At 65.5% G+C, this 24,429-nt stretch carries 20 protein-coding genes, 2 tRNA genes and 3 pseudogenes; 15 read left to right on the top strand and 10 right to left on the bottom strand.

Annotated elements, in window-relative coordinates; all coding sequences use genetic code 11:
* The first annotated feature begins 2 nt into the window (after positions 1-2).
* From AC2S9W_RS13920 to AC2S9W_RS13910, 3 genes are read left to right on the top strand one after another with little or no spacing between them, the layout of a single operon-like run.
* Complete coding sequence (locus AC2S9W_RS13920) at positions 3-794, top strand: type III pantothenate kinase (protein ID WP_076075310.1); 792 nt, start codon at positions 3-5, stop codon at positions 792-794.
* Complete coding sequence (locus tag AC2S9W_RS13915; protein WP_076075312.1) at positions 791-2,425, top strand: ribonuclease J; 1,635 nt, start codon at positions 791-793, stop codon at positions 2,423-2,425. Before AC2S9W_RS13920 ends, AC2S9W_RS13915 begins: the two co-directional genes overlap by 4 nt.
* 16 nt (positions 2,426-2,441) lie before the next feature.
* Entirely contained in the window at positions 2,442-2,702 is a 261-nt protein-coding gene (locus tag AC2S9W_RS13910; RefSeq protein ID WP_076075313.1) for a DUF1467 family protein, read from the top strand.
* A 131-nt stretch (positions 2,703-2,833) separates the two neighbouring features.
* Here AC2S9W_RS13910 and AC2S9W_RS13905 read toward each other — a convergent pair whose 3' ends face one another.
* Entirely contained in the window at positions 2,834-3,778 is a 945-nt protein-coding gene (locus AC2S9W_RS13905; RefSeq protein WP_486570737.1) for an IS630 family transposase, read from the bottom strand.
* A 316-nt stretch (positions 3,779-4,094) separates the two neighbouring features.
* Entirely contained in the window at positions 4,095-6,467 is a 2,373-nt protein-coding gene (locus tag AC2S9W_RS13900; RefSeq protein WP_076075315.1) for a hypothetical protein, read from the bottom strand.
* Positions 6,468-6,535: 68 nt separating this feature from the next.
* On the opposite strand from AC2S9W_RS13900, the gene AC2S9W_RS13895 reads away from it, so the two are divergent.
* Both AC2S9W_RS13895 and AC2S9W_RS13890 read left to right on the top strand, forming a co-directional pair.
* Positions 6,536-6,832 (top strand): Hpt domain-containing protein, encoded by a 297-nt coding sequence (locus tag AC2S9W_RS13895; RefSeq protein WP_076075317.1) that lies wholly within the window; start codon positions 6,536-6,538, stop codon positions 6,830-6,832.
* Between the two features lie 169 nt (positions 6,833-7,001).
* Complete coding sequence (locus AC2S9W_RS13890; RefSeq protein WP_076075319.1) at positions 7,002-8,282, top strand: hypothetical protein; 1,281 nt, start codon at positions 7,002-7,004, stop codon at positions 8,280-8,282.
* An 83-nt stretch (positions 8,283-8,365) separates the two neighbouring features.
* Here the strand turns inward: AC2S9W_RS13890 and AC2S9W_RS13885 are convergent, their stop codons facing one another.
* Positions 8,366-8,839: an Lrp/AsnC family transcriptional regulator gene (locus tag AC2S9W_RS13885; RefSeq protein WP_104959667.1), complete on the bottom strand. Its 474-nt coding sequence runs from the start codon at positions 8,837-8,839 to the stop codon at positions 8,366-8,368.
* Between the two features lie 167 nt (positions 8,840-9,006).
* On the opposite strand from AC2S9W_RS13885, the gene AC2S9W_RS13880 reads away from it, so the two are divergent.
* From AC2S9W_RS13880 to AC2S9W_RS13850, 7 genes are all read left to right on the top strand, one after another.
* On the top strand, positions 9,007-10,686 hold the full coding sequence (locus AC2S9W_RS13880; RefSeq protein ID WP_286749658.1) for a histidine kinase dimerization/phospho-acceptor domain-containing protein: 1,680 nt from the start codon (positions 9,007-9,009) through the stop codon (positions 10,684-10,686).
* Between the two features lie 41 nt (positions 10,687-10,727).
* A complete protein-coding gene (locus AC2S9W_RS13875; protein ID WP_076075324.1) occupies positions 10,728-11,738 on the top strand; it encodes a polysaccharide deacetylase family protein in 1,011 nt (336 codons plus the stop codon).
* A 56-nt stretch (positions 11,739-11,794) separates the two neighbouring features.
* Positions 11,795-11,870, top strand: a tRNA-Ile gene (locus AC2S9W_RS13870).
* A gap of 63 nt (positions 11,871-11,933) precedes the next feature.
* A complete protein-coding gene (locus tag AC2S9W_RS13865) occupies positions 11,934-13,409 on the top strand; it encodes a M20 family peptidase (protein WP_076075327.1) in 1,476 nt (491 codons plus the stop codon).
* A gap of 37 nt (positions 13,410-13,446) precedes the next feature.
* Positions 13,447-13,523: transfer RNA gene (locus tag AC2S9W_RS13860), tRNA-Pro, on the top strand.
* Between the two features lie 219 nt (positions 13,524-13,742).
* Positions 13,743-14,045: a type II toxin-antitoxin system TacA family antitoxin gene (locus AC2S9W_RS13855; protein ID WP_486571031.1), complete on the top strand. Its 303-nt coding sequence runs from the start codon at positions 13,743-13,745 to the stop codon at positions 14,043-14,045.
* A 3-nt stretch (positions 14,046-14,048) separates the two neighbouring features.
* Entirely contained in the window at positions 14,049-14,558 is a 510-nt protein-coding gene (locus AC2S9W_RS13850) for a GNAT family N-acetyltransferase (protein WP_486571030.1), read from the top strand.
* Between the two features lie 433 nt (positions 14,559-14,991).
* On the opposite strand, the pseudogene AC2S9W_RS13845 reads toward AC2S9W_RS13850, so the two are convergent.
* The 5 genes and pseudogenes from AC2S9W_RS13845 to AC2S9W_RS13825 all read right to left on the bottom strand — a co-directional run.
* A pseudogene (locus tag AC2S9W_RS13845) lies at positions 14,992-15,666 on the bottom strand (transposase); the annotation flags it as partial.
* Between the two features lie 94 nt (positions 15,667-15,760).
* On the bottom strand, positions 15,761-16,597 hold the full coding sequence (istB, locus tag AC2S9W_RS13840; RefSeq protein WP_067182650.1) for an IS21-like element helper ATPase IstB: 837 nt from the start codon (positions 16,595-16,597) through the stop codon (positions 15,761-15,763).
* Positions 16,594-18,105: pseudogene (istA, locus tag AC2S9W_RS13835) on the bottom strand (IS21 family transposase). The gene istB and the pseudogene istA overlap by 4 nt, the downstream one beginning before the upstream one ends.
* 184 nt (positions 18,106-18,289) lie before the next feature.
* A pseudogene (locus tag AC2S9W_RS13830) lies at positions 18,290-18,994 on the bottom strand (transposase); the annotation flags it as partial.
* A 139-nt stretch (positions 18,995-19,133) separates the two neighbouring features.
* Positions 19,134-19,349 (bottom strand): FitA-like ribbon-helix-helix domain-containing protein, encoded by a 216-nt coding sequence (locus tag AC2S9W_RS13825; RefSeq protein ID WP_486571029.1) that lies wholly within the window; start codon positions 19,347-19,349, stop codon positions 19,134-19,136.
* An 813-nt stretch (positions 19,350-20,162) separates the two neighbouring features.
* Here AC2S9W_RS13825 and AC2S9W_RS13820 point away from each other — a divergent pair.
* Positions 20,163-20,534: a PRC-barrel domain-containing protein gene (locus tag AC2S9W_RS13820; protein ID WP_067106618.1), complete on the top strand. Its 372-nt coding sequence runs from the start codon at positions 20,163-20,165 to the stop codon at positions 20,532-20,534.
* Positions 20,535-20,536: 2 nt separating this feature from the next.
* Positions 20,537-20,689 carry a peptide ABC transporter permease gene (locus tag AC2S9W_RS13815; RefSeq protein ID WP_104959666.1) on the top strand — a complete coding sequence of 51 codons (153 nt, stop codon included), beginning with the start codon at positions 20,537-20,539 and terminating at the stop codon, positions 20,687-20,689.
* Between the two features lie 89 nt (positions 20,690-20,778).
* Here AC2S9W_RS13815 and AC2S9W_RS13810 read toward each other — a convergent pair whose 3' ends face one another.
* Both AC2S9W_RS13810 and AC2S9W_RS13805 read right to left on the bottom strand, forming a co-directional pair.
* Positions 20,779-21,060 (bottom strand): hypothetical protein, encoded by a 282-nt coding sequence (locus AC2S9W_RS13810; RefSeq protein ID WP_076075329.1) that lies wholly within the window; start codon positions 21,058-21,060, stop codon positions 20,779-20,781.
* 147 nt (positions 21,061-21,207) lie between these two features.
* A complete protein-coding gene (locus AC2S9W_RS13805) occupies positions 21,208-22,611 on the bottom strand; it encodes a M28 family peptidase (RefSeq protein ID WP_076075332.1) in 1,404 nt (467 codons plus the stop codon).
* Positions 22,612-22,746: 135 nt separating this feature from the next.
* Here AC2S9W_RS13805 and ettA point away from each other — a divergent pair, with 135 nt between their 5' ends.
* Positions 22,747-24,426, top strand: a complete 1,680-nt coding sequence (ettA, locus tag AC2S9W_RS13800; RefSeq protein WP_076075335.1) for an energy-dependent translational throttle protein EttA — start codon at positions 22,747-22,749, stop codon at positions 24,424-24,426.
* Positions 24,427-24,429 lie beyond the last annotated feature (3 nt).

Raw genomic sequence — 24,429 nt, 5'->3', positions numbered from 1 at the left:
CGATGCTGCTCGCAATCGACGTCGGCAACACCAACGCCAAGTTCGCGCTGTACGACGGCGCGGCGGGGCAGCCGCTCGCGCGCTGGCGGATCGCGACCGACGACCGCCGCACCGCCGACGAATATATGGTCTGGCTCGACCAGTTGCTGCGCATCGAGGGGCGCGACCGGCGCGCCATCGACGCGGTCATCATCTCGACCGTCGTGCCGCGCGCGTTGCATAATCTGCGCCTGCTCGCGCAGAAATATTTCGGGGTCGAAGCGCTGATCGCCGGGCGCGATCCGGTGAGCTGGGGCATCGCGCTCAGAGTCGACGAGCCGCAATCGGTCGGGGCCGACCGCGCCTGCAATGCCATCGCGGCGCAGGCCATCGCACCGCGGCGGGACAAGCTGGTCGTCAGCTTCGGTACCGCGACCACCTTCGATCATATCGGGCCGGAGGGCGCCTATATGGGCGGAATCATCGCGCCCGGCGTCAACCTGTCGCTGGAGGCGCTGGTCGCCGCGGCGGCCAAGCTGCCGCGCATCGCGATCGAGGCGCCGGCCAGCGCCAGCGTCATCGGCCGCACGACCGAAAGCCAGATGCTGATCGGCGTCTATTGGGGCTATGTCGCGATGATCGAAGGCCTGATCGCGCGCATGAAGGCGGAGGTCGGCGCGCCGATGACCGTCATCGCGACCGGCGGACTCGCGCCGCTGTTCGAACAGCACGCGCATCTGTTCGACCATATCGAGCCCGACCTGACGCTGAACGGCCTGATGCACCTCTATCACCAGCGAGGACAGGACGCATGACGACCCCCGGCAAGGAACTGCTCTTCGTCGCGCTCGGCGGATCGGGCGAGATCGGCATGAACGCCAACCTTTATGGCTGCGACGGCAAGTGGATCATGCTCGACCTCGGCGTGACCTTCGGGTCGCACGATTATCCGGGTATCGACATCGTCATGCCCGATCTCGAATTCATCGAAGATCGCAAGGCCGACCTGCTCGGCATCGTGCTGACGCACGGGCACGAGGATCATATCGGCGCGCTTCCCTATCTCGCCGCCGACCTCGGCGTGCCGCTCTATGCCAATCGCTTCACCGCCGGACTGATCGCGCACAAGCTGGCCGAGGAGGGGCTGGAGAAGGAGGTCGAGATCCGCACCGTCGATCTCGACGCGCAATTCCGACTCGGCCCCTTCGGCATCCGCCTGATGCCCCTCGCGCATTCGATCCTCGAGATGAGCGCGGCGGTGATCGACACGCCCTACGGCCGCATCTTTCACACCGGCGACTGGAAGCTCGACGACGATCCGGTGCTCGGCACGCCGTCGAGCGCCGCCGCGCTGACCGCGGTCGGCGACGAGGGCGTCGACGTGCTCGTCTGCGATTCGACCAACGTCTTCAATGCGCAGGCGTCGGGAAGCGAAGGCGCGTTGCACGACGGCCTGCTCGAAGCGGTGGGTTCGGCGCGCGGCCGCGTCGTCGTCACGACCTTCGCGTCCAACGCCGCGCGACTCAAGACGCTGGGCGATGTCGCGCGGGCGACGGGGCGCAGCCTGTGCGTCGCGGGGCGCTCGCTCGACCGCATCCTCGGCGTCGCCCGGGCGGTCGGCTATCTCAAGGATTTCCCGCCCACCGTCGATTTCGACGAGGCGATGCGGCTGCCGCGCGACAAGCTGATGGTGGTCGCGACCGGCGGGCAGGGCGAGCCGCGCGCGGCGCTTGCGCGCATGGCGGGCGACGGTCATCAGATCAAGCTCGAAGCGGGCGACACGGTCGTCTTCTCCTCGAAGCAGATTCCGGGCAACGAGATCGCCATCGGGCGGATCATGAACCAGCTCGCGGCAAAGGACGTGCTGACCGTCACCGAGAAACAGGCGCATATCCATGTCAGCGGCCACCCCGGCCAGCCCGAACTCGCGGCGCTTTATGGCTGGCTGCGGCCGAAGCTGATCGTGCCGGTGCACGGCGAAATCCGCCATATGCACGAACAGGCGCGTTTCGCGCGCGAACGCGGCGTCCCCGATGCGCTGGTGCAGGAAAATGGCGACCTCGTGCGGCTCGCGCCGGGGCCGGCGCGGATCGTCGAGCGCGTGCGCGCGGGGCGGCTGATCCTCGACGGCGACGTGATCCTGCCCGCCGATGGCGAGACGATCAACGAACGGCGCAAGCTGGCGATCAACGGCCAGATTTCGGTCGCGGTCGTGTTCAACGGCGGGCGCTTCGCCGACAACCGCATCCATTATCGCGGCGTGCCGGTCGAGGATGAGCGCGACGCCTTCCTCGACGAAATGAACGACGCGGCCGAGCAGGCCGCGACCGGTCCGGCGCGAAGCCCGGATGCGCTCAGGGAAGCGATCCGCCTCGCCGTGCGCCGCGTAGCGACCGACTGGACCGGAAAGAAGCCGATCGTCGACGTGCTGGTCGTCGATCTGTGATGGGGAAGACGACGCGATGAAGTGGACCTCGGCCGTCGCCATTTATTTTCTGCTGTGGATCTTCAGCGCTTTCTTCGTGCTGCCGTTTCACGGGCGGCGGGCCGGTGACGACGCCGTGCCGCTGGTCAGGGGGCAGGAACCGGGTGCGCCGGCGCATTTCCGGCCGCTGCGCGTGCTGGCCCAGATGACGATGCTGAGCGCCGCCATCTTCCTCGCCTTCTACATCGCGTACAAGCAGGGCTGGGTCGATCCCGACGTGATCGCGGGCCGCGCCTGACGCGCCGCCCGCGAGGCGCTCCAGCGATCGGCAGACCGCTTTTCAATAAATAAAGTGAATATGCCGTGTCCCCGCGAAGGCGGGGACCCAGAGCGGCAAAACGCCAAACTTGGCTTTAGAGCGGTTTTCGATCAGTCTGGATCATAGCCGCACGAGCTGAAGTAGTTGGCACATTCGGCGGGCTGGAAGATGTCGACGAGCCTGCCGATGAGGCCCCACAGGCCGCTAACGGTGCGCTCGCCTGCTTTTCGGAGCATGGCCTTGAGGCGGGAAAAGGCCTTCTCGATCGGGTTGAAGTCGGGACTATAGGGCGGCAGGAAGCGCAACGTTGCCCCTGCCGCCTCGATCCGCTCACGGACCGCAGGTCGCTTGTGGCTCGAGAGATTGTCCATGATGACGATGTCCCCAGGCCGCAGTTCCGGCACGAGAACCTGCGCAACATAGGCTTCGAACCAGTCCCCGTTGATCGGGCCGTCCAGCACCATCGGCGCGACCATGCCGCTCATGCGGAGGCCCGCGACGAGCGTGGTGGTCTTGCGATGGCCATGCGGGTATCCCATCCGCAACCGCTCGCCTCTAGCGCAACGGCCGTGGCTGCGGGTCATGTTGGTGGCGGTCCACGTCTCGTCGATGAACACTAGGCGTTCCGGCTCCAGATCGACCTGGTTCTCGAACCAGTCGTGGCGCTGCCTCAGGACGTCGGGGCGGTCTTGCTCGATGGCATGCCCAGTCTTTTTGCGCGTCATGCCCCGCCGCGCGAAGAAGCGGTGCAGTCCGGCAACTGACACTGTCAGGCCCGCTTCGGACAAGGCAATGCGCAGCTCTTCGAGCGAGATGTCCTTGCGCGCCTCCCACAAGGCCAGAATGTCGACCGCCCGCTCCTCCACTCGGCGGGATCGCATGTCGCCGCCTTGCGGCTTGGGAGCGAAGCTGCCGGTTTCCAGACGCTGCGCCTGCCAGCGAATGGCTGTCGATGGCGCAACCCCAAAGCGCGCCGCCGCTCCTCGGCAACTCAGCCCGCCATCAATCGCCGCCAGAAGCCGCGTGCGCAAATCCATCGACAGAGCGTGACCCATCCATGCCGGCCTCCTTCACCAGCACAGATTCTGAATCACAAATCAGACCAGAGGGAAATCCCTCAGCGATTCAAAACGGTCGAAAACCGCTCTAGAGCGGCGTGCCATAAGCCTGCAACGCCCCTTATCCGTTCGTGTCGAGCGAAGTCGAGACACTCATCGGCCTTGCGCCACACAGATGGGTGTCTCGACTTCGCTCGACACGAACGGGACGACGGGTCAGATTTAAGGCTCGATGCTATAGCCGCTCTGGGCTCCCGCCTACGCGGGAGCACACGCTCTCTTCGAGCCGCGCCATTACCCAAACGACGCGAGTTCAGCCCCGTAGCCGGTCGATCGCCTGCGCGAGCGCGACATAGAGCTTGCCGATGTCGGACGAGAGCAAGGTGACGCTGATCGCCGACCCGTCGCGCGCGCCGAGCAGCAGGCGGAGCATCGCCTCGAAATCGTGGATGAACTGGTTCACCGCGGCGTGGAACCCGTCGTCATTCTGGTAAAGGCGCAGGATTTCCTTCGCTTCGCTATTCTCGACCAGCTTGACCGCGCGCCGGGCGAAGACGCCGCGGTCGCCCTTCAGATAGGCGTCCCAGGCCGTGTCGCTGACCTCGGTCGACAGGATCTTGGTGACGTCGATCGCGGTCGATTTCAGCGCCTCGGTCAGCACGCCGACCTGTTTGGCGAGCGAATCGCGGTCGGAGGCGGCAATCGCCTGTTCGGCCTCGACGGCGCGCTGCTCGACGCTGGCGCTGGTGTCCATGATCGTGATGAGCTGCCGCATCAGCCGGTCGGCGGCGCCGTTCGCCGCCGATACCGCGCGGGCCGAAGCCTCCTCGATCGCGGAGAGCTGTTGCATCACCTCGGTCTTGAATGCGGCATCGATTGCGCCCGTCGCGGTGGCAGTCATCGTTTCGCGGGCGCCGGCGACGAGCGCGTCGAGCGTCCGGCGCGCATCGGCGGCCGCGGCTTCGGCGGTGGTCCGCACCTCGTCGAGCGTTGCGGTCATCCGGGCGCCGCCCTGTTCGGCGAACGCGTCCGCGCCGGCGCGCAGCCGCGCGAGCGCATCGTCGGCTTCCGCCAGCACGGCGTTGATCCGTCCGGCGAGCGCTTCCTGGCTTTCGGCCTGGCTCGCCATCCGCTCCTCGGTGGTCGCGAGCGCCGACTGGACGGCGTTGACGTGCGACAGCGTCGACTGCGCCACCATTTCGGAGGCTTCGAGCATCGGGCGCATCTGCGCCAGCGTTGCCTGCGTCGTCTTGCCGTGCGCCCCTAGGCGGTCGAGGGCGTGCGGCAGCGTCTCGTCAAGTTCGCGCGTGACGGCGTCGAGCGCGAGCAGCAGCGATTCGGCATGCGCGATAAGCTGGTGCGCCGATCCGTTGCCGCTTTCGACCGTGGCCATGAAGGTCGCAAGCTGCCCCTTGGTGTCGTCGATCGCGCGGCCGATCACGCCCGTGCTGGCCGAGACGCTGATATCGAGCACCTCGAGCTGCTGGCCGATCTCGGTCACATGCGCCTTGACCCGCGCGGCCAGCGCCTCGCTGGCCTCGCCATGTGCGGCGAGCTGCGCGCCCATCGCATCGCCGGCGTCGCGGGCTGCCGAAAGGCGCTCGTCCATCTGCTGTCCGGCGGCGGCGAGCCTGTCGCGGAACCCGTCCCACGTCTCGGCCATCCGCGCGCCCATCGCGCCGACCGCCGTCTCGAGCGCCGTCTGCGCCGCCGCGCTTCCGTCGGTCATCCGGGCCAGGGCAGCGTCCTGCGCTTCGGTGACCTGCACCGACGCCAACAGCAGCTTCGCCTCGGTCTCTTTCGTTTGTGCCTGCAAGGCGCCGATCGTTTCGTGAAGGCTGGCGGCGGCCGCTTCACCGACCTGCGCCGCATGGGCGCTTTCCTCGCTCAGCGCGGCAAGCCGCGCTTCGAGGTTGGCGCCCTGCTGATGCGCGACGAGGCCGGCTTCGCGGAAATTCACCGCGAGCCGCTGCGCCACATCGTCGATTCGCGGCAGGCCCGCGAGCAGTCCGTCCATGCGCTGCATCGCGACATCGCCTGAACGGGCAAGCTGGTCGTGCGCATTGGCGATCACCGAGGCGTTGCTCGCCAGCCGGTCGCTGCTTTCGTGCAGCCGCGCGACGGTATCGAGTCCGAGCTGCTGCACGGTGCGCGCCTGATCCGAAAGCTGTTGCTGCGCGTCGGCAAGATGCCGGGCCAGCGCCTGCATCGAATCGTTGAGCGCCCGGTTTTCCTCGCGCAGCTCGGCCGCGACATGCGCGAAGCGCGCCTGTTCGGAGCGTCCCGAGCGAAGCCAGGCCATCCACAAGATGCCGAGCAGCGCCAGCGGCATCGCGATGGTGGCGATCAGCGCGGACCATTCGGTAAAAGCCGGCGCGCGCGCGAAACCATCGGTCGCGGCGGCCGCGGCGAAGATCGTCCAGCCGAGGCCTGTCGCCCACAGCAGCGCGGGGACGAAGCGGTCGCGCCGGCGCGCGCCGGATTCATGATCGGAGGTTTCGTCCATCGTCTCGCTGTCGATCAGCGCCGACCGGTCGAGCCAGTCGCGCTCGGCCGACGCTTCGTCCTGCGGCGTCGCCGCATCGGGCGCGGCGGCGGCGTCCGGCGCGGCCGGCGCTTCGGCGCCGCCTGCCGGATTTTCCGTGGAATCCCGCCACAACCCTACGATCTTCTTTTCCCCTGCCATCCCTCCATCTTAGCAGCAAATGGCGACCATGAAACGGAAACTTAACCATGGCATGACAGGGCTGTGGAATGTCGTTCGATAGCGGCCCCCTCGATCGGTACCTGATGGCCGCGGTCGGCGACGACGCGGCGATGATGATGGATCTGCGCCAGGCCTTCACCGGCAGCGCGCGCGACCTTGCCGACCTGATGCTCCGCGCCCGCTGCGACGCCAACTGGCACGTCGCCGCGTTGCGGCTCAAGGGGCTGGCGGCGACCTTCGGCATCGTTCCCCTGATCGAGCTCGCCGAAGAGGCAATGGCCGGCGTGCCTGGCGACCCCGCCGTGCTGCGGCGTATCCACGGCGCGATCGACGGCGTCGGCTGATCGGTGGACCGGGTTCAAACCCCGTTCAGCCGCCGTCCTCCACTGCAAATATCGATGCTGGCGTCTTGCCTTGGCAACGCAGGGGGTTTAGCCGCGTTATCGAACCGCGGCCTGCCCCCGCTACGCCCGGGATCATCGGCCAGGCAACCGATTCAGAGGAGAGATCTTGATGTTCAACCGTTTCCGCTCGATGCCCGCAACGGCGATCGCCGCTGTCCTGGGCTGCGCGCTGATGACGACCGCCCCCCTTCCTGCCGCGGCCAAGGAAAAGCCGAAGAAGGAGACGAAGGGGACCAGCATTTCCGCGAGCAAGGGCTTCACGCCGTCGGTCAAGAAGATGATGGATGCCGCCGCCGCCAAGGACGCCGCCGCGCTGCAGGCGGCGCTGACCGAGGGGCAGGGCACCGCATCGACGACCGAGGATCGCTATTGGCTGGCCTATTATCAATTGCAGCTCGGCATCCTGAACAAGGACCAGTCGCTCCAGCGGCAGGGGCTCGACGCGATGCTCGATTCGGGCATCACCCCGCCCGAGAGCCTTGCCGCCTATAATTTCTTCGCCGGCAACTTCGCCTATGGCGCAAAGGATTATCCGAAGGCCGTCCAGCGGCTCGAGGCCGCCCGCGCCGCGGGTTCGACCGAGCCGCAACTCGGCCTGCTGCTGATGGACAGCTATCTGAACGCCGGACAGGTCGATCAGGGCGTCGCGACCGCCAAGGCGACGATCGAGGCCGCCCGTGCCGCCGGACAGCAGCCGTCGGACGAGCTTTACGTGCGGCCGATCAAGGCGCTCCAGGCCGCGAAGCGCGACGCCGAGGCCAATGAGATGCTGGCGCTCCGCCTCCGCGACTATAGCGCGCCCGAGGTGTGGCGGCAGACGCTGTTCGTGCTGTTGCAGCAGCCGGGCATGACCAAGGATGTGACGCTCGACACGCTGCGCCTGATGCGCGCCAGCAAGGCGATGCTCCAGCGCGCCGAATATCTCGAATATACGGCGCTGGCGACCGAAGCGGCGCTTCCGGGCGAGGTCGTCTCGCTGATCAAGGAGGGCCGGGCGAGCAAGGTGATCCCGACCCCCGACGCCAATTTCGACGAGGCCTTCAAGGCCCAGAAGGACCGGATCGGCGACGAGGAATCGACCCTCGCGGCCTATGCGCAGAAGCCGTCGACGCTGTCCAACCCGAAGGTGGCGGGCGCCACCGGCGATGCGATGGTCGGCTACGGCCGCTATGCCGAGGCGATCCCGCTCTACAAGGCGGCGCTCAACGGCGGCGACAAGGATCTGTGGACCTATCGCCTGGGCGTCGCGCAGGCCCTGTCGGGCGACACGGCGGGCGCACAGGCGACCTTCGCGCAGGTTGCCGGCTCGCGCAAGCCGCTCGCCAACCTGTGGCTGATCAAGCTGGGCAACGGCGCGGCCCCGGCCGCGGCTCCTGCCACCGGCGACTGAGTCGCGATTCGCGAATGAAATGAAAAGGGCGCCAACCTCGCAGTTGGCGCCCTTTCTCTTATCCGGACCGATCAGTCCTGCGGTCAGGTATCGACCGGGATGCCCGCCAGCTGCTTCGCGGTGCGAATCGTCAGCGACGTCTTGACGCTCGTCACGTTTGGCGCCGACGTCAGGTGCGCGGTGAGGAACGACTGGAAGCTCTGAAGGTCGCGCGCGACGACCTTGAGCAGGAAGTCGATTTCACCGTTGAGCATATAGCATTCGCGGACCTCGGCGAGCTGGCCGACATAGTCCTCGAACGCCTTCAAATCGGCCTCGGCCTGGCTACGCAGGCTGACCATCGCAAAGACGGTGATGCCATAGCCGAGCTTCGCGGGATCGAGGTCGGCGTGATAGGATCGGATGACCCCCGCTTCCTCGAGCGCACGGACGCGGCGCAGGCAGGGCGGGGCCGTGAGCCCCACCATCTGCGCCAACTCGACATTCGTCATCCGCCCATTTTTCTGCAGTTCACCGAGAATTTGCAGATCGATCTGATCGAACTTCTGGATCGCCATCTTGTAACTTCCGCTTTCCAAGCTTGCGGTGACCATAATATTATTTCAGCCGAATGCAATTGTCCCACAATGCGACGCGGGGTTCCAAGCCTCTTTCATGGCCGGTGGATTCACGCTAGCCGCTAAGAAAATGCTAACCAACGAAATGAGTGTGGGGCGGGTTCGACGTGACGGCTGACTCGATGATCGCGACCATATTGCGTCAGGCGCCGTCGAGCCGTCGGGCCGGCATCGCGGCCTGGCGTCAGCTCTCCGATATTCTCGCGCAGCGCGGCAATCAACTCCCCGAATCCGATGTGCGCCGCGCGCTCCATGCGCTTGCGGTGCTGCGGCCGCAGGTGCCGGAAAAGATTCGCCGCGACTGCGCGAAGGCGATCGCGCGCCACGGCCGCTTCGCCCCCCTCGTCGCGCTCTACGCGCATGACGTTCCCGCCGTGTCCGCCGCGATGCTGCGCGGTGCGCGGCTGACCGAAGCCGACTGGCTGGCGCTGTTGCCGGCGACCGACGCGACCGCGCGGTCGATCCTGGCAGGGCGCACCGACCTGCCGCAGGCGGCGCGGCGGGCGCTCGCCGCGCTCGGCAGCGCATCGATGGCCCTGCCGCGGCCCGAGGGGGCCGTCGCCGAGTCCATTACCGTAATGCGCGAAACGGTGCCTGAGAATGCGCCGTCTTCCGAATCGCAGCCCGAATCCCGCGAAGAACCCGTCGTCAGCGTCGCGCCCAGCCAGATCAGCGAATTGGTGCGCCGGATCGACCGCTTTCAGGCGGCGCGTCATCAGGCGGCGCCGAAGCCCCCACGCACGCGCTTCCTGTTCGAGACCGGCCCCGACGGGCTGATCCATTGGGTCGACGGAGTCACGCGCGGCGCGGTGGTCGGGCTTTCGATTGCTGAGGCGGCCTTCGGCGGCGAACCCGGGACCGACGGCCTCGCCGCCGGGGCCTTTCGCCAGCGTGCCGAGATCGTCAATGCGCGCATGATGCTGGAAGGGACGCGCGAAGAGGCCGGCGAATGGCGCTTTTCGGCCTTGCCCTGGTTCGATCCGGCGACCGGCCAGTTCCGCGGCTATCGCGGCACCGCCCGCCGCCCACACCGCAACGAGACGCCCTATGGTGCGCCGGAATCGGATGGCGCGGGCGACTCGATCCGTCAGCTCATCCACGAATTGCGCAGCCCGCTCAACGCGATCTCGGGCTTTGCTCAGATCATCTCGGGGCAGATGTTCGGCCCGGTCAGCCAATCCTATCGCGCGATGGCCGACCAGATCGTCGCCGACTCCGCGGCGGTGCAGGCGATCATCGACGATCTCGAAGCCGCGGCGCGCGCCGGGCAGGCGCCGGCGCTGCCCGCACCGGGCGACATCGCCGACCTCAACAGCATTCTGGTTCAGGTCGAAAGCGATCTGGCCGCGTTGCTCGCGCAGCAGCGGGTCGAACTCAGCCTGTCGCGCGTCGGGCGCTCGTTCGCCGCGCGCGCCGTCGATGCGAATGCGCGCCGGATGATCGGGCGGCTGCTGACCGCGCTGGTCGATATATCGGGTCCAGGGGCCGCGCTCGTCGGCCAGCTTGTTGCGGAAGCGGCGCCCGGCGACATGGTGCAGTTGCGTGTCGTGCGCCCCGCCGCGATCCGGTTCGCCTCCGCGGCCGAGCTTCTCGATCCCGGCTTCAGCCCCGAAGGCGAGGCGCCGGGCGCGGCGATCCTCAGCCTCGGCTTCTCGATGCGGCTGGTCGACAGCCTCGCACACGGCGCGGGCGGACGTCTCGAGATCGGAGACAATGCCTTGACCTTGCACCTGCCGTCGGCCAACCCGTTGCACGAAGCCGATCGCGCCGCTCCGGGGGGAGAGTGATCGGGCCTTCGATCGACGCGCGTTGAAGGGGAGAGGGGCGTTTGCAGCGGACGGCGGATTTGCTGGCCTATCCGGCCGCAAAGGATCGCATCGACCTGGCGGAAGGCGACCATCCCGTCTTCTGGGTCACGATAGATACCGAGGAGGATTTCGACTGGGGCGCGCCCTTCGCGCGAACCGGTTATCGCCTCGATTCGGTGCCGGCGCTCGCCGATTGTCAGCGCTATTTCGAGCGCGCCGGCGTCTGTCCCATCTATCTGGTCGACTGGCCGATCGTCGCCGACGACCGCGCGCTCGCGATCCTCGGCCCGGCGCAGGCCGCGGGGCACTGCGACATCGGCGCCCAGCTTCACCCATGGGTGACGCCGCCGCACGACGAAGAGGTGAACGAGCGTAACAGCTACACCGGCAATCTCCCACTCGCGCTCCAGCGCGCCAAGATGACGGCGCTGCGCGACGCGATCCGTGATCGCTTCGGCACCGCGCCGACGGTCTATCGCGCCGGGCGCTACGGCCTGGGGGGTGAGACCGCGACCATGCTGGCCGAACTGGGTTTCCGGTGCGACACGTCGGTGCGATCCGCCTTCGACTATCGGGCGGGGCAGGGACCCGATTATCGCAAGGCGCCGCTGCACCCCTGGCGGCTGGAGACGCCGGCAGGCCCGCTCGTCGAGGTGCCGGTGACGACGGTGTTCGCGGGACTGCTGGGCCGCGCCGGACCCGCGCTCTATCGCGGCGCCGCCCGCGTGGGGCGTCGCGCCGGGGCGGGGCTGGCCCGGCTCGGCCTCGTCGAGCGGATCGCCCTGACGCCCGAAGGCATTCCCGCCGACCGCGCGTGCCGGGCGATCGACGTCGCGATCGCGCGGCGCCTGCCCATTCTGACCTTCTCCTTCCATTCGCCATCGCTCCAGCCGGGCAACACGCCGTATGTCCGCACCGATCGCGATCTGGCGAATTTCTATCGCTGGTGGGACGTCGTCCTTGCGCACCTCGACCGCCGCGGCGTGCGCCCCGCTGGCACCGCCGACATATTGGCGCGATGCGCGCGATGAGCGATGCCGCTTGCCAAGCGCGCGGCGGCTCCGCTATCGCGCGCTGATCCCCTCGGGGGCCTGTAGCTCAATGGTTAGAGCTGGCCGCTCATAACGGCTAGGTTGCGGGTTCGAGTCCTGCCGGGCCCACCATTTCCCTTGCAAATTGCAACCCATGGCGCTCCATAGAAGCCTCGACAGCATGGGGAGGGGATCATGGCGCGACGCCGCACGATTTTTCTGGGCGGCCTTGCCGTCGTCGCCGTCGTGGCAGGCGCCGTGGCGGTCCGCACTGCGACCTTCGCGCCAAAGGATATCGCCGACGGCAGCGATGTCCGGCTCGCTGCGGTCCCGTCCTACGACCTCGACGCGGCGGTCGCGCATCTGAGCGCCGCGGCGCAGATTCCGACGATTTCGCATCAGGACCCGGCCGATAATGACGTCGCGCAATGGGATCGGCTGCATACGTGGCTCGCCGCGACCTATCCCGCGGTTCATGGTGCGATGACGCGCACGGTGCTGCCCAACCGGACGCTCATCTATCACTGGCCGGGCAGCGACGCGGCGCTCGCGCCGATCATCGTCATGGCGCATCAGGACGTGGTGCCGGTGACCCCCGGGACCGAGGGCGAGTGGAAATACCCGCCCTTTTCGGGCCAGATCGCCGAACAGGCGGTCTGGGGCCGCGGGACGGTCGACGACAAGGGATCGCTGATCGGGCTGTTCGAGGCGCTCGAGGCGCTGGCGAACGCAGGCTTCCAGCCAAAGCGCGGCATCTATCTCGTTTCGGGGCATGACGAGGAAGCGGGCGGATCGGGTGCGATCGCCGCGGCCGCGAAGCTCAAGGCCGACGGGGTGAAGGCGATCTTCACGATCGACGAAGGCAGCCTCGTCCTCACCGATACGCCCGTCATCAACGGCCCGGCGATCATGATCGGCATCGCCGAAAAGGGCTATGCGACGCTCAAGGTCACGGCGAACGCGCCGGGCGGGCACAGCTCGATGCCCCCGACCGAAACCGGGGTCCAGACGCTTGCCCAGGCGATCCTCGACATCAGCGGCGATCCATTCCCCTACGAAGTCCGGGGTCCGGGCGCGTCGATGCTCGAGGCGCTGGCTGCGGCAAAGGGCGGTACGACCCGGATGGCGGTCGCCAATCAATGGCTTTTTGGCCCGCTGCTCAAGCGCCAGATCGCGGCCGTCCCGTCGACCGCTGCTGCCTTCCACACCACCATTGCCCCGACGATGCTGGAGGGCAGCCCGAAGGAGAATGTTCTGCCGCAGACCGCCTCCGCGCTGATCAACTATCGCATCGCGCCGTGGAACCGCTCGGCCGACATCATGGCGCGCGCCAAATCAGCGGTGGGCGACGCGAAGGTCGAACTGAGCTGGGTCAAGCCGCCGCGCGAACCGTCGCGCGTGTCGTCGACCAATTCGCAGGGATGGAAATGGATCGCCGCCGCCGCGCGCGCCGACGCACCGGGCGCCGTGCTCTCGCCGATCCTCGTCGTCGCGGGCACCGACAGCCGCAGCATGGAACCGGTGTCGGAAGACGTCTACCGCTTCATGCCGATGCATTTCTCGCTGAAGGAATCGGCGATGATCCACGGCACCAACGAACATATGCGCGTCGACAGCTTCAAGCGGATGATCGACTTCTACGCGCGGCTCGTCGCGACCGCGGCGGGATAGACTCGCGCGCCCGGCGCGGCTAAGGCGCGGGGCCGGTCGGGGAGTAGCGCAGCCCGGTAGCGCGCCTGCTTTGGGAGCAGGATGTCGCAGGTTCGAATCCTGTCTCCCCGACCAAATATTTTCGGCCAAATAGTTCTAAACCTTTCAATGGGTTATGAAGGCTGTTGGAATCGGGAATTTCGCTCCCGAAAGGGTGGTCTTCGCAAGGCGTTGAATTATCTTAATAAAAGCAAGGATTCCGAGTTCTAATCCTGAATGGGTTATAGCCAGACAGCACGCCATTGCGTATTGCAAAATGCAATACATTCTTCTATGTGATGGCAGAGGTGAATCATGTCACGCCAAGCCCAACGTAAAGAACATCCGCTGTCCATGCGGTTGCCGGATGCCGACATTGCAATTATCGATCGCGCAGCAAGATTACGCGGACGTTCGCGCACGGATTTCGTGCGAGATGCCGCCGTGCGGGCGGCGGAAGACGTGCTGATGGAGACCACGCCGATCCGTATGAGCGCCGAAGGCTTCGACGCCTTCATGGCCGCCGTGTCCGGCCCCGCGGCGCCTGTTCCCGAAATGGTAGGACTGTTCCGACGCGCCGCGCCCTGGGAAACCGACAACCCCGCAAACGGGGAATAATCCTTGGCAGTTTCTGGCCCAGAACCGCTGACGGGCGCGCACGACGTGTCAACCTTTTCCTGTGGCAAACCCTCGCTCGATCGCTGGTTGCAAGTGCGAGCGCTCTCCAATCAGGAAAAGGGCTTCACGGCGGTCATGGTCGTCCATGAGGATAGCCGCGTCATCGGCTATTACGGTCTCGCGCCCACTTCAATCGTTCCGGCGCAGCTTCCCCGATCGATCCGCACCGGCCGGCCGCCCGATCCCGTTCCTTGTCTGCTGCTGGGTCAGCTCGCCACGGATAAAGGCTGGACTGGAAAGGGTATCGGCACGGGCCTGCTAAAACATGCGCTCCAACGCTGCGCGACGGCCGCACAACTGATCGGCGGCCGTGCCCTCGTCGTCAATGCGGTGGACAGCGAAGCTGCCGCTTTCTGGAATCGCCGCGGTTTCCTTCCCTCCAAAGACGATCCGCTGACCCTGTTCCGCTCGATCGCCGACATTGCCGCGTCAATCGACGCAGCATATCATTGAAGCCAAGCGCACTTTCTGACCGTCAGTCAACTGCAACCAGACTCACTAGTGCGGTCTCCACTAACGAATGCCGACAGACGCTTGAGGTAGATTGGCAAAGATCGGTCGGTGCACGAACCGCTGCGCGGATTGGTGCTAGCCTCGATGTAAAGCGGCCCAGCGATCGCCGCACCTGATTGAACGTGGGCTGCCGCAGGCAGACCCTTTCGGCTCCTTTACCTGAGGAGTCGAACGATGAACGAGCTTATCCAGATTGGCCCGATCAGCCCGCTGCGCCAGCGCCTGATCGACGACATGACCATGCGCCGCTTCTCGAAGGAGACGCAGCGTAATTATCTTCGCGATGTCGGACGGTTCGTTGTCCGTCGTCAGAACATTTGGCGCAGATCGCGGCGTAGATTAGCGGAGCGCGGGCCTCGTCCTGGGGTTGATATTAAGCGGCGAGCTTGCGGTGCTGCAAGCGTCGGTGTTCGATGGTCTTCCGTTTGATCCTTTCGCGCTGTTTGATGATGGCGTCAGCCCTGCCGAAGTAGGTGTCGGCGGGCGTCACATTGCCGAGGCTTTCGTGATATCGGCGGTGATTATAGTGGTCGATGAAGGCCTCGATCCGGGTCTCCAGATCGCCGGGCAGGAAGTAATTTTCCAGCAGGATTCGGTTCTTGAGGGTCTGGTGCCAGCGCTCGATCTTGCCTTGGGTCTGGGGATGCATCGGGGCGCCGCGGACATGGCTCATACCGTTGGCACCGATCCATTGGGCCAGCTCCTCGGCGATGTAGCTCGGACCATTATCGCTGAGCAGCCTGGGCTTTTGCACGACCCTGGCTGACGAACAGCCCGAGGCTTCAAGCGCCAGTTCCAGCGTGTCGGTGACGTCCCCGGCGCGCATGGTGGTGCAAAGCTTCCAGGCGATGACATAGCGGGAGAAGTCGTCGAGCACGGTCGACAGATACACCCAGCCCCAACCGATGATTTTGAAGTAGGTGAAGTCGGTCTGCCACATCTCGTTCGGCCGCGTCGTCTTGGTGTGGAACGCATCGGCTGCCTTGATCACGATGAAGGCCGGGCTGGTGATCAGGTCATGGGCTTTCAGAAGCCGGTAAACTGTAGCGCGACGATCTGGATGAGAAGTTAGCGACGATCAGGATGAGAAGCGCTGACCGCGACGGTGCCGTTTTGATGTGTTTAATTGTCGCTGGCAAGGCCTATGTCGCAGGTTGATTGTCGTGGAGCGACAGGCCGGTATTTTTGATTGTCGCGACCTTTGCGGGCCGACCTGCGCCGTGCTGCTTTCGGTCGATCGCGGCGCGCCGCCGATAGCTTTCGACGTTCATTTCGAAGATGGTGGCGTGGTGCACGAGGCGATCGACAGCGGCCAGCGTCATGGCGGGATCGGGGAAGACCCGGTTCCATTCGCCGAACGGCTGGTTGGCGGTAATCAGCAGCGAACGCCGCTCGTATCGCGCGCTGATCAGCTCGAACAGGACCGAGGTTTCGGCTTGGTCCTTGGCGACGTAAGCCAGATCGTCCAGGATCAGCAGATCGAAGCGATCGAGCCGATTGATCGCGTTTTCGAGCGTAAGCTCGCGGCGCGCAACCTGCAGTTTCTGGACGAGGTCGGAGGTCCGGACGAACAGCACGCGCCAGCCCTTTTCGATGAGCGCCAGTCCGATCGCCGACGACAGGTGCGATTTGCCCCCGCCGGGCGGGCCGAACAGGATCAGGTTCGCGCCGTTTTCGAGCCAGCTGTCTCCGGCGCAGATCGCCATGACCTGCGCCTTCGATATCATCGGCACCGCGTCGAAGTCGAACGTATCGAGCGTCTTTCCCGGCAACAGCTTTGCTTCCGCCAGATGCCGCTCCATCCGGCGGCGACCGCGTTCGGCGATCTCATGCTCGGTGATGGCGCTGAGGAACCGTGCCGCCGGCCAGCCCTCCTTGTCGGACCGATCGGCGAACGTCGGCCAGAGCTGCTTGATTGTCGGAAGCCGCAGCTCATTGAGCATCAGGGTGAGCTTGGTCGCATCGATGCCCTGGGTCATGCCATTTCCTCCGCGCGAGGAGCCAGCAGCGCTTCATAGGCGCTCAGCGGGACGAGCTCGACGATAACCTCGGGTAAAGCCGCGGGGTCGGGCGCGAACCGCGCACGCAGCGCTGCCATGTCCGGCATGCCCTGCGGCGTCGCCAGCAGGGATTCCAGCACGCCAGCAAGCTCGGCCTCGCAGGCCCGCTCATGTGCAAGGCTGAGCAACTCGACCATCGTCCGGCACGCCATCCGATCGGCGAGCCGCTCGATCAGCCGGTCGAACATGCGCCGATAGGCCTCGCGCGGGAAGAGCTGGTCACGGTAAACGAGGTTCAGCAACGCCATCGGCTTACGCCGCAGCGCATGGATCACATGGCGATAATCGACGACATGATCATGCTTGCCTTTGCGGTCGGCGCGACCGCGCGGCAGAGTGAACAGGGGCGTGCCGCCGAGGAAGAGCTCAAGCCGGTCGTCGTAAAGCCGTACCCGCAGCCGGTGACCGATCAGCCGCGACGGCACCGTGTAGAAGACCTTGCGCAGCGTGAACCCGCCCGAGGAGGTGACCATGACGAGCACCTCTTCATAATCGCTGGTGCGCATGCCCGGCAGCGACTGAAGCACCGCCCGCTCGGCGTCGATGCGCTTCGCGCTCCGGGCATTCTTGCGCGCGACGATCTCGTCGATGAAGCGTCGATATTCCGCAAGCTCGCCAAAGTCGACCGATCCGCGCATCAGCAGGGCATCACGCACTGCCGCCTTCAGATGCCCGTGCGCGCTTTCTATCGCGCCATTCTCGTGCGCAACGCCGCGGTTGTTGCGGCTCGGCTCCATCCGGTAATGGCGGCACAGCGCGTCATATCTGTGCGTCAGATCATCGCGCGCCGATGCATCCAGATTGCGGAACGCCGCCGACAGGCTGTCGCTGCGATGTTCACGCGGCGCCCCGCCCAGCGCCCACAGCGCATTTTGCAGACCCTCCGCCAGCGCGACATAACTCTCGCCGCCAAGGATCACATGGGCATGCTCGAAGCCCGAACAGGCGAGCCGGAAGTGATACAGCCGGTGGTCGAGCTCGACCCCCGCGATCCGTACACCCAGATCGGCCATGTCCGTAAAATCCGACAGCCCCATCCGCCCCGGCTCGTGCACCGGCGGAAGATCACATCGCGATCCGGGCCTTGCAGCGCCCGCCAACTGCGGATCCGACGCTCCATCGTCCGCCGCACTCCATCGGGAAGCTCAGGATGACGACGCTGCATTTCTTCGAACACCGCGACGGCGCGGATTCCGGCGCACTCTCCAGAAGCGGTACAACCTCGCTATCGAAGATATCCGCCAGCGGATCGGGGCGACGGCGACCGCGCGGCGCCTTCTTTGCGACGGCAACTGCGCATCCTGCTCCAGCCGATAGGCCGTCGCCGTGCTGAACGCCGCGCACGCCGCCGCTGAACGCGGCGACACTGTCTGTCTCATCTTCATATATAATCTCACCTGATGATCGTTGATATGGCTCCCAGGCACCGCTTCTCCCCTTCAGAAGGAGGCGCCACCTGACAGGTCACGATCACCAAAAGCGCCCTTCCAGAAGAAAAGGCGCTCGCGGCGGTGTGTCTGTCGCTCCTCGGGGCTTCGCCCCTCGTCCCGACAGACACACCGCCGCCTTTCTCATCTAGATTGTCGCGCTGTTCTCACCTTGATTGTCGCGCAGCAGGTAAACCGTCGATTCCGACACGAAGTAGCGCTTCTCGTCGGTAAAGCGCACAGCCAACTCGCGGGGCGATAGCTCGGACTGGTCCAGCGCCATCTCGACGATCTGCTGCTGGATATCGTTGCCGATGCGATTCCACACCCGGCTCGGCGCCGATGGCCGATCCTCCAGCGCCTCCGGCCCGCCTTCGAGGTAGCGGTCATACCATCGATAGAAGGTCCGGCGGGGGATGCCGAGCTGGTCCAGCGTCCGCTTGGCGGGCAGATGCGACTGCTCGACGATCCTGATGATCTCGAGCTTCTCAGATGCGGGATACCTCATTCTTCGTCGCCCCCATCCGCGATCATGCTTTTTGAGCAGACGGTTTTCCAGCGTCAGGTCGGCCACGCATTCCTTCAGGGCACGGGTTTCGCGGCGCAGGTCGTGCACCTCGCCGGTGGTCGCAGCTCGGGCGGTATCGCCGGCCAGACGACGCTTGCCCGCTTCCATGAACTCCTTCGACCAGGTGTAATACAGGCTCTGGGCGATGCCTTCCTTGCGGCACAGCTCGGCGATGCTGTCTTCGCCGCGCAGCCCCTCCAGCACGATCCTGATTTTGTCCTCTGCAGAGAAGTGCCGGCGCGTCGCACGCCGTATGTCCTTCACCACCCGCTCAGCTGGGGCCTTCGGCGCCGATTTTTTCAAGGAGGATTTGGGCTTCATCTTCGTTCCTTCGTCACTACGACGAAGCCCAAATCCTCCTTAAATCACAACCTCAAATCTGTGCCATTGGCGCTGACGGCGGACACTCATGGCCGGTCATCAGTTGAACGTCCGACATGGAGCGCAATGCAGACGGAACTCACCAGTGTTCACGGCTTTCGCGCAGCAGAATCTCGGAAGGTGTTTGCCGCCGTTTTGCAGTTAGAACGCGCAACTCGGCCGCCGCCTCTCCGAATGAACGACCCACCTCGGCGGAGAGAGCCTGATGCAGCATCTCCTGATGGTCGGCCTTGACCGCGCGATCATGCCGTGCGGCCCGCCAGCGCCGGCGGAGGCTACGGAAAACGCCAAGCATTATCCAATTCCCGAATATGGAGATGGCAATGACACCAAGTTAGCCGCTTCATCGAATTGAGCCATCCTAATCTCTTTTGTTGATTCCTTTCCCAGTTTCATGGCGAACGCGCTCGCGATCCCATTCGTGCAGGACGGAGAAGAAGCCGGTCAAGTTCTCCAACATCTGTCGGGCATCCTCGGATGTTAGATTCCTGTCAGCGCGCTTTTGGAATATCCTACGAGCGTCCTCTACCAGATCATCGGGAAAACGGGTGCTATGCGGTGGCCGAAATTCATTGGAAGCGTTGACATCAGCTCTTCGCGGGCGGCGACCGCTCATCGTTTAGCCCCGGCAAGTTCGGAACCAATTATATTTTCCTGAAATACGATCCAAAGCCTCAAAGGCATGGCTACATCTCCATGTCTCAGCACGACCGCTGCTTGGGCAAATATCCATCCGATATGCTTTGCCACCCCATCGGATGGCAAGATTCTTAACTTGCCAATATGACATTTCAGCTAGGAAGAAGCATCCTCACGCCGCGCGCAGCCAACCATGTTCATCTCGGCGGATTTCCTCAAGCCGTACCCTGAGAGAGCCGCTTGGCGCCTCACACAAAGTTCTATAGGACAACGCGAAGGCCGACCAATTCTCTCCCAGATGCTGCCTGTCCTTCTGGACGCCTTCCTGTTTTCGCCGTCCCGGCGCGCAGCCGTGGCGTGCTTGCGACGGGGTGCGGAACATCGGCGCCCCGCATCCGTTGCTTGGAAAGGTGGCGGTGCCGCCAGCCATGCGTCGCCGCTTCCTCCCCCCGAAAAAGGAGAAGGAGCCATGGCCGACACTATCGAAAGAAACGAAACCGACCGCCTGATCGCGTCCGACAAGGTCGAGGGCACGACGGTCTACAACCCGCAGGACGAGCGGCTCGGGACGATCCGGAATGTGATGATCGACAAGCGCTCGGGCAAGAGCGAATATGCCGTTCTCGAATTCGGCGGCCTCTTCGGCCTCGGCAGCGATCATTACCCCATTCCGTGGGAGATGCTGACCTACGACACCGACAAGGGCGGTTATGTCGTCAACCTGACCAAGGACCAGGTCGAAGGGGCGCCGCGCTATCGCAGCGAGGAAACGCCGGAATACAACGATACCTACGGCCGTACCGTCTATGAATATTACGGCCTCGGCTATCCGATGCTCTGACGATGGCGCATCCGACCGAACCCCTGCATCGGGCGCGGGATGTGCGCGGCGGCGAGATTATCCTGCGGACCCGGCGCCGCCGCCTGATCTTCGCGGCGGGGCTGGCGGCCTTCGTGCTGGTCGCGCTGGTCGCCGCGATCCTCGCTCCGCATTGACCGGCCCGCTTTGTGCCAAAGAAAAAGGCGGCCTTCCCATCGGGAAGACCGCCTCTTTTCTTTCGGTCGATGCCCCGAAGGGCTGCGACTTACTTCTTCTCTTCGGCCGGAGCAGCAGCGGCGTCGGCGGCCGGAGCAGCAGCGGCGGTCGCAGCGTCGGCGCCAGCGGCAGCAGCGTCGGCACCGGCAGCGGCGGCTTCCGCACCGGCGGCGGCAGCATCGGCGCCTTCGGCGGTCGCGGCAGCGCCGTCTTCGGCAACCGCGTCAGCGGCCGGAGCTTCGGTGGTGGCGGCGTCGTCAGCGGCCTTCTCACCGCAAGCGGCGAGGGCGAACATGCTGGCAGCAACGGCGATAGCAGCAAACTTCTTCATGATGTGTGGGCTCCCTAAAATGCCTTTCCGCGCTGGGGAAACTTTCCCTTCCCGCGAGCCGCGGGATTTAGTCTTTCCGTACCAATCGTCAACAAAAATAATTGAGATGGGACGAAGCGGCAGAAAAGGTTCACTTTACCGTAACAATCACGGCAGCTCGGTATCGCTGCTTTCGGCGAGACTCGCGACGGTCGCGGTCCAGACGGCGACATTCTGGCGAAGCTGGACCGGATCGACCTTGTCGAGCGTGTCGTCGGGTGTGTGGTGCCAGTCGAAATAGCGGGTACCGTCCTGCTGCAGGTCGATCGCCGGAACACCCGCCGCGACCAGCGCGCCGATGTCGGCGCCGCCACCGGCCCGGTCGCGGCCGCGCGTCACCCCCAGCGGCGCCAGCGCGGCGGCGATGCGGTCGGCGAGCGGCTTCGCGCTGTCGGGCAGGCCGAAATCGACGCGCCAGATGCGGTCGGCGCCGAAGTCGGATTCCAGCGCGACCGCATGGCGCTCCTCGCCGTGCGCATCGAAATAGGCCTGGCCGCCGAAGGCGCCGACTTCCTCGGCCCCCGCCCACAGCAGGCGGATCGTCCGGCGCGGCTGGCCTGCCGCCATCACGTGGCGCGCCGCAGCGGTGATGATGCCGCATCCCGCCGCGTCGTCGATCGCGCCGGTCGCGAGGTCCCAGCTGTCGAGGTGGCAGGCGAGGATCACCGGGCTGGCGTGCGGGTCGCTGCCCGGCACCTCGGCGATGACGTTGCCCGATTTCTGCCGCCCCAGGTCGCGCGGCGTGAGGAGCAGCTTCATGCGCAGCGCTGCCGGCGCCGCGGCACCGGCCTTGATGCGCCGGAGCTGGCCGACGAGCAGGTCGGCGTCGGGGTTCGAGATCGCACCGGCGGGGATCGGCTTCACCCCATCGTCGAAATTGGTGACGCCGGCATGCGGATTGCGATGGTTGTCGGTCCCGATCGAGCGGATGACGATCGCGCGCGCGCCCTTCTTCGCCGCGACGTTCGGCCCCTGAAAGCGCCCGCGGCCGTAATAGCCATAGCCGCTGCCGTCCTGCGTCGGCTTCATCTGATTGTCGATGAAGACGATCTTGCCCTTCACCGCGGCGTCGGGCGCCGCCTGCAACGCGTCGAAGCCGGCGAAGTAAACGACATCCCCCTCGAAACCGGCGGCGCCGGTCGAACCGCTGTTGCCGAGCGCGGTGATCGCGAGGCTTTGCGGCAGGAAGGGGGCGGTCAGCCAGGCCTTCTCCTCGCCGCGCACCCAGGTCCGCATGTCATAGGTCTCTTCGCGCACATTGGCGAAGCCCATCGCCTTCAGCCGCGCGACCGCCCAGCGCCGCGCCGCGGCCTCGCGTTCGGTGCCGGCGGGGCGCGGACCGATTTCGGTCGTCAGGTCGGCGGTGATCGACCAGGCCGGGTCCTCGCCGTGCAGCGCGAGATCGAGCGCGCCCGGCGCCGCGGGCTGGAGAGCGGGCGCCGGGGCGGCGGAGAGGGTGGCGACAAGGGCGGCGAGGCCTGCAGCGCAGGCGGATACGGGGCGTTTTGGCATGGCCTGTTCCTAACCGCCGCCTCGGGGCGGGAGCAAGCGCCGATTGCCAATCCGCCGCCCATTCGCTAACCGGCCCCCGACTTCCTTTCCCCTCCCGGCCGCAACCAGCGGCCCAGCCAGTTTCGGAGCGTTTCGATGGCCGCCCAATATAGTTTCGTGATGAAGGGTCTGACCAAGACCTATCCCGGTGCGCAGAAGCCGGTGCTCAACGGCATCCACTTGCAATTCTATTCGGATGCGAAGATCGGCATCGTCGGCCCCAACGGCACCGGCAAGTCGACGCTGATGAAGATCATGGCGGGCATCGACACCGATTTCACCGGCGAGGCGTGGCCGGGCGAGGGGATCACCCTCGGCTATCTGGCGCAGGAGCCCGAGCTCGATCCGGCGAAGACGGTGAAGGAAAACGTCATGGACGGCGTCCGCCCGGTCGCCGACATGATGGACCGCTTCAACGAGATCAGCACGCTGATGGCCGACCCGCCCGAGGATGCCGATTTCGACGCGCTGATGACCGAGATGGGCGAGCTTCAGGAAAAGATCGACGCGGTCGACGGCTGGACGCTCGACAACCAGCTCGAAATCGCGATGGAGGCCCTGCGCTGCCCGCCGGGCGATTCGAGCGTCGCAAATCTGTCGGGCGGTGAAAAGCGCCGGATCGCGCTGACCCGCCTGCTGCTCGAAAAGCCATCGATCCTGCTGCTCGACGAGCCGACCAACCACCTCGACGCCGAAAGCGTCGCCTGGCTCGAAAAGCATCTCGTCGACTATCCGGGCAACGTCATCCTCGTCACCCACGACCGCTATTTCCTCGACAATGTCGTGAACTGGATTCTCGAACTCGATCGCGGCCGCTATTTCCCCTACGAGGGCAATTATTCGACCTATCTCGAGAAGAAGGCGAAGCGCCTCGAACAGGAATCGCGCGAGGAAGCCGGCCGCCAGAAGGCGATCCGCGACGAACTCGAATGGATCCGGCAGTCGCCGAAGGCGCGCCAGGCCAAGTCGAAGGCGCGTATCAAAAGCTTCGACCAGCTCGTCGAGGCGCAGGAAAATCGCGCCCCCGGCAAGGCGCAGATCGTCATCCAGGTGCCCGAGCGCCTCGGCGGCAAGGTGATCGAGGTCGAAGGCATCTCGAAGGCCTTCGGCGACAAGCTGCTGTTCGAGGACCTGTCCTTCACGCTGCCGCCCGGCGGCATCGTCGGCGTCATCGGTCCGAACGGCGCCGGCAAGTCGACGCTGTTCAAGCTGATCACCGGGCAGGAAACGCCCGACAGCGGCCGCATCACGATCGGCGATACCGTGCGCCTCGGCTATGTCGACCAGAGCCGCGACGCGCTCGACCCGAACAAGAATGTCTGGGAGGAAATCTCGGGCGGGCACGAGTTGATGACGATCGGCAAGCACCAGATGCAGACGCGCGCCTATGTCGGCGCCTTCAACTTCAAGGGCACCGACCAGCAGAAGAAGGTCGGCATGCTGTCGGGCGGTGAGCGCAACCGCGTCCACCTGGCCAAGATGCTGAAGGAGGGCGGCAACGTCCTGCTGCTCGACGAACCGACCAACGACCTCGACACCGAAACGCTCGCGGCGCTCGAAGAGGCGCTGGAGAATTTCGCCGGCTGCGCAGTGGTCATCAGCCACGACCGCTTCTTCCTCGACCGTCTCGCGACGCATATCCTGGCCTTTGAGGGCGACAGCCACGTCGAATGGTTCGAAGGCAATTTCGAGGCCTATGAGGAGGACAAGATCCGCCGCCTCGGCGACGAGGCGACGCGGCCGACGCGCGTCGCCTACAAGAAGCTGACGCGCTGACCG

This window comes from Sphingopyxis sp. 550B, from assembly GCF_057401805.1.
This window is presented reverse-complemented; position numbering and strand designations above follow the sequence as displayed.

What these genes read in the sequence shown, in the direction of transcription:
- AC2S9W_RS13920 (WP_076075310.1), top strand. Translation starts at nt 3, where the DNA reads ATGCTGCTCGCAATCGACGTCGGCAACACCAACGCCAAGTTCGCGCTG.
- AC2S9W_RS13915 (WP_076075312.1), top strand. Translation starts at nt 791, where the DNA reads ATGACGACCCCCGGCAAGGAACTGCTCTTCGTCGCGCTCGGCGGATCG.
- AC2S9W_RS13910 (WP_076075313.1), top strand. Translation starts at nt 2,442, where the DNA reads ATGAAGTGGACCTCGGCCGTCGCCATTTATTTTCTGCTGTGGATCTTC.
- AC2S9W_RS13905 (WP_486570737.1), bottom strand. Translation starts at nt 3,778, where the DNA reads ATGGGTCACGCTCTGTCGATGGATTTGCGCACGCGGCTTCTGGCGGCG.
- AC2S9W_RS13900 (WP_076075315.1), bottom strand. Translation starts at nt 6,467, where the DNA reads ATGGCAGGGGAAAAGAAGATCGTAGGGTTGTGGCGGGATTCCACGGAA.
- AC2S9W_RS13895 (WP_076075317.1), top strand. Translation starts at nt 6,536, where the DNA reads ATGTCGTTCGATAGCGGCCCCCTCGATCGGTACCTGATGGCCGCGGTC.
- AC2S9W_RS13890 (WP_076075319.1), top strand. Translation starts at nt 7,002, where the DNA reads ATGTTCAACCGTTTCCGCTCGATGCCCGCAACGGCGATCGCCGCTGTC.
- AC2S9W_RS13885 (WP_104959667.1), bottom strand. Translation starts at nt 8,839, where the DNA reads ATGGCGATCCAGAAGTTCGATCAGATCGATCTGCAAATTCTCGGTGAA.
- AC2S9W_RS13865 (WP_076075327.1), top strand. Translation starts at nt 11,934, where the DNA reads ATGGCGCGACGCCGCACGATTTTTCTGGGCGGCCTTGCCGTCGTCGCC.
- AC2S9W_RS13855 (WP_486571031.1), top strand. Translation starts at nt 13,743, where the DNA reads ATGTCACGCCAAGCCCAACGTAAAGAACATCCGCTGTCCATGCGGTTG.
- istB (WP_067182650.1), bottom strand. Translation starts at nt 16,597, where the DNA reads ATGACCCAGGGCATCGATGCGACCAAGCTCACCCTGATGCTCAATGAG.
- AC2S9W_RS13825 (WP_486571029.1), bottom strand. Translation starts at nt 19,349, where the DNA reads ATGCTTGGCGTTTTCCGTAGCCTCCGCCGGCGCTGGCGGGCCGCACGG.
- AC2S9W_RS13820 (WP_067106618.1), top strand. Translation starts at nt 20,163, where the DNA reads ATGGCCGACACTATCGAAAGAAACGAAACCGACCGCCTGATCGCGTCC.
- AC2S9W_RS13815 (WP_104959666.1), top strand. Translation starts at nt 20,537, where the DNA reads ATGGCGCATCCGACCGAACCCCTGCATCGGGCGCGGGATGTGCGCGGC.
- AC2S9W_RS13810 (WP_076075329.1), bottom strand. Translation starts at nt 21,060, where the DNA reads ATGAAGAAGTTTGCTGCTATCGCCGTTGCTGCCAGCATGTTCGCCCTC.
- AC2S9W_RS13805 (WP_076075332.1), bottom strand. Translation starts at nt 22,611, where the DNA reads ATGCCAAAACGCCCCGTATCCGCCTGCGCTGCAGGCCTCGCCGCCCTT.
- ettA (WP_076075335.1), top strand. Translation starts at nt 22,747, where the DNA reads ATGGCCGCCCAATATAGTTTCGTGATGAAGGGTCTGACCAAGACCTAT.